The following is a 3816-nucleotide window of genomic DNA, read 5'->3' on the forward strand; positions in this document are numbered from 1 at the left end:
GGGAAAGGTGCATTTAGCTGCAGACCTCACTACAGAGGCGGATCGTCCGAAAGTGTATGTTTATTGTTCAGATACGATTTGCAGCTGGAAATATCTGGAACCCATAAAAGACTCGGATACTTTATATCACGAGGCTACTTTCCTTCATGATATGCTTGCCAGAGCAGAAGAAACATTCCATACAACCGCCCTCCAGGCTGCAGAAGTCGCACTAAAATCAAACGCTAAAAAGCTAATAATTGGTCATTTTTCGGCAAGGTACAGGGAGCTGGGGCCATTATTGGAAGAAGCAAAAACGATATTCCCTAATACTTTTCTGGCCATTGAGGGACTGACATTTGAAATATAAGTAGAGCAAGGAACAAACAGCTAGGAATTAAATTAATCCTTCTTCCCTCCAAACACAGAGAAACTAACGTATCTCTTAGGATTAGCTTTTAAATCAATCATCAACTTATCCAGATTCGCGGAAGCATTGTTAAGATTATTGTACATCTTTTCGTCATTAATAAGCTGGCCCAAAGTTCCTTGTCCGGTATTCACTTTGTTAACTATAACCTGTAGATCAGCGACGGCTTTATTAGCCTCAGCAATAGTTTGAGCAAAGTTTGCTTTAGCGACTTCATCTGAAAGTTTTTCAAAATTGTTCATGATTGTAGTAATCTTCGCATTATTATTCTTGAAGTTACCCGTGATGGATTCCAGATTACTCATTATCCCTGCGATCTTCGATCCCTGTGTAGTTACAAGCCCATCTACAGTCTTTGTGGTCCCTTCAAGGGTTTCCAATGTTCTGGTGATACTTGCAAAGCTTCTGTCGAAATTCCGCTGAAACTCGGGGCTTAACGTACTGTTAACAGAAGTTAGAACTGAATCCATTCGTGCTATGATTTGTTCAGCTTTCTTTTGGATAGGTTCGATCTGATCTGTGAGGTTTCTCTGAATGTTGGCATTTAAAGTGTCTCCATCTTCTGCAAAATCACTACCAGTGCCCAGTTCGAAAACTATAGCTTTCCCGCCAAGAAGATCAGTACTTTCCAGTCGGGCTATAGTGTTTTTAGGAATTGCATATTCCGGATCAATTTTAAATTGGGCAAGGATTTGCCCATTTGACTGTAGAGTTAAATCTGAAACTCTTCCGATTTGATATCCATTTACCAGTACTGGTTTAGAAACAGCAAGACCATCTACCCGATCATAGGTGGCATAAAATTCGTTCTCACTGGAGAATACGTCGTTACCCTTCAAGAAACTGTATCCGACAATTAATATGACAATTGCTACTGCAGCTAATACTCCTACTTTGGTTTCGTTAGTTATTTTCATTTATTTTTATGATTTGCAACAGCGCTAATGACTATAATCAGTTTATTAGTCTATTACTCGCTAAGTTCCGCCTGTTTCTTATAGGTCTGGATTGCTTTTAACAAGTTATTTACAATTTCGTTTTGTCCAATTTGCGAATTCATGTATTCTTCCTCATCCGGATTAGATACAAATCCAATTTCTGTTAGTACGGCAGGCATTCCGGCTTTGGCTAACACAGCGAGGCTTTGTTCTTTCACCCCGCGATCCGTCCGTCCTGACAGAACGTATTCATCCTGCATATAGGATGCCAGCTTTATACTTTGCTCACGAAAAGCGTTTTTCATAAGAGAAAGCATAATAATACTTTCCGGATCTTTAGGGTCATAACCCTCGTAATTGTTCTTATAATCTTTCTCTAAGAGTATCGACTCATTCTCCCGTATAACCACGTCTTGCTCATCCAGGCGGCCGAAACCTGAAACAAAAGTTTCTGTTCCCCTGGTAGAAGTACTTTGTCTGTTAGCATACCTCGGAATTTTACGTCCCCGGCTATCTTTTCCATATCCTACAATAACCCTTTTTATAGGCATCGAATTACAATGGATAGAAATAAATAAATCAGCTTTCGTATTATTAGCGATTCCAATTCGTTCATAAAGTGGAACAAATACATCCGTTGATCTTGTATATACTACTTTGACGTCTTTTAGATTAGCTTCAACGGCCCTTCCAAGCTTTAATGCGACCTCTAAGGCAATGTCTTTTTCGCGGGAGAAAATGCCTCTGGTTGCGCCGTCATGTCCGCCATGCCCTGCGTCGATCACTATTGTCTTAATACGGTAGGGGATATCGGGAAGTTTGTTGGTGAAAGAAGTAAAAATTAACGAAAGTGAGACAGGCAGTAATACGTAAATGTATCTGATCAATGGTATATTTTTCATTAATTTTGAGCGTATATTATTATCTATCATTGCAAAAATAGTATTCATCATCGAATTTGAAATTTATTAGCCACCTTTTTAATTATTTTTTTATAGCGATGCTTTCTATAGGGTGTTTGCATACTACCCTGTATGCTCAGCAGCTTACTATCCGTCCTGATAACGCTAAACGCGATACAACATTGCGGTTACCTGCTCTAAAATCAGACACAGTCACGAAAAAATCAACAGGCGGTTCGGCTCTCGAATCTGAGGTCATTTATTCTGCTGAAGATTCAATAATTTCCGACCGTGAAACTAATATAGTCAAAATGTATGGAAAGGCACGTGTTAAGTACCAGGATATGGAACTCGACGCAGATTATATCCAATACGATCAGAAAAACAACACCTTATTTGCTAAAGGACTTATTAATCCGAAAACCAAACGGTATTCAGGACGGCCTTTATTCAAACAGGGTTCTGAGCAGCCGATAACAACTGATTCGCTATTCTTTAATTACAAAACTAAAAAGGGGAAATCTTTTGGCGTTTATACTGAGGCTGAAGGTGGATATCTCCAGGCCAGGCAATTTAAAAAGAACGAATATGGTGAAGGTAATTTTGCGCACGGCGTATATAGTTCCTGTAATTTACCTTATCCGCATAATCATTTTGGAATAAACATCACTAAAGGAATTGTAACCGAAAAGCAAATAATTACAGGACCGGCATATCTTGAAATTGAAGGTGTTCCACTCCCGTTGGGTGTTCCTTTTGGATTTTTCCCAAAGCCAAATAAACGATCAGGAGGGCTTTTATTCCCGACGTTTGGCGAAGATCTTAGAGGTTTTTTTATGAGGGACCTTGGGTATTATATCGGACTTAACGATTATTGGGATCTTGCAACCCGCGGAACACTTTATTCAAAAGGCTCTTATGAATTAAGTTCGGCAGCAAGATATCGGAAAAACTACAAATACGATGGTAATGTAAATTTTAGATTTGCATCAACAAAAAATGGAGTTGAAGGTACGGAAGCTTTCAAGAATCCAAGCAAAGATTTCAACATAACCTGGAGTCATTCCCAAAGCCCGCAGGCGAATCCGGGTACTACTTTTAGCGCATCAGTTAATGCTGGAACAGGTTCATTTTTTCAGAATGTTCCGGGCGCAGTAGCATACAACCCTACTGAAATTGCACGTAATACTTTATCATCCAGCATAAGCTATGGAAAAGTATTTTACGACGGACTATTTAACTTTACTTCGAGTTTAACCCATAGCCAGGACATCGAGCAAAAAACAGTTTCATTGCAATTGCCTCAATTCAATCTCGGGATGTCTACTATTAATCCTTTTGACAGTAAGGATCGCGCCGGAGAGCAGAAATGGTTTCAACGAATTAGCCTTGGTTATACCATGCAAGGAACTAACTTAATTAATACGGCCGAAAGTTTGCTTTTCAAAAAGGAGACTCTAAGGAAATTTCAGAATGGTATAAGGCATGATATTCCCATCTCGATGTCACTAAACGTGGCAAAGTTCTTTCAGTTTAACTCGAGCTTAAACTATAGTGAAAAATGGTA

General features: G+C 39.3%; 3 protein-coding genes and 1 pseudogene. 2 read left to right on the forward strand and 2 right to left on the reverse strand.

Annotated elements, in window-relative coordinates:
• A pseudogene (locus ACLL8Z_RS07300) lies at window positions 1–349 on the forward strand (ribonuclease Z); the annotation flags it as partial.
• Between the two features lie 32 nt (window positions 350–381).
• On the opposite strand, the gene ACLL8Z_RS07305 reads toward ACLL8Z_RS07300, so the two are convergent.
• Together ACLL8Z_RS07305 and ACLL8Z_RS07310 are read right to left on the reverse strand one after the other, a co-directional pair.
• Complete coding sequence (locus ACLL8Z_RS07305; protein WP_411274113.1) at window positions 382–1326, reverse strand: MlaD family protein; 945 nt, start codon at window positions 1324–1326, stop codon at window positions 382–384.
• Window positions 1327–1379: 53 nt separating this feature from the next.
• On the reverse strand, window positions 1380–2249 hold the full coding sequence (locus ACLL8Z_RS07310) for an N-acetylmuramoyl-L-alanine amidase family protein (protein ID WP_411274114.1): 870 nt from the start codon (window positions 2247–2249) through the stop codon (window positions 1380–1382).
• A gap of 98 nt (window positions 2250–2347) precedes the next feature.
• Between ACLL8Z_RS07310 and ACLL8Z_RS07315 the strand changes: the two genes are divergently transcribed.
• Window positions 2348–3816 (forward strand): putative LPS assembly protein LptD (locus ACLL8Z_RS07315; RefSeq protein ID WP_411274115.1); only part of this gene is annotated, 1469 nt, incomplete at its 3' end.

This window comes from Daejeonella sp., from assembly GCF_046590655.1.
Lineage (GTDB): Bacteria > Bacteroidota > Bacteroidia > Sphingobacteriales > Sphingobacteriaceae > Daejeonella.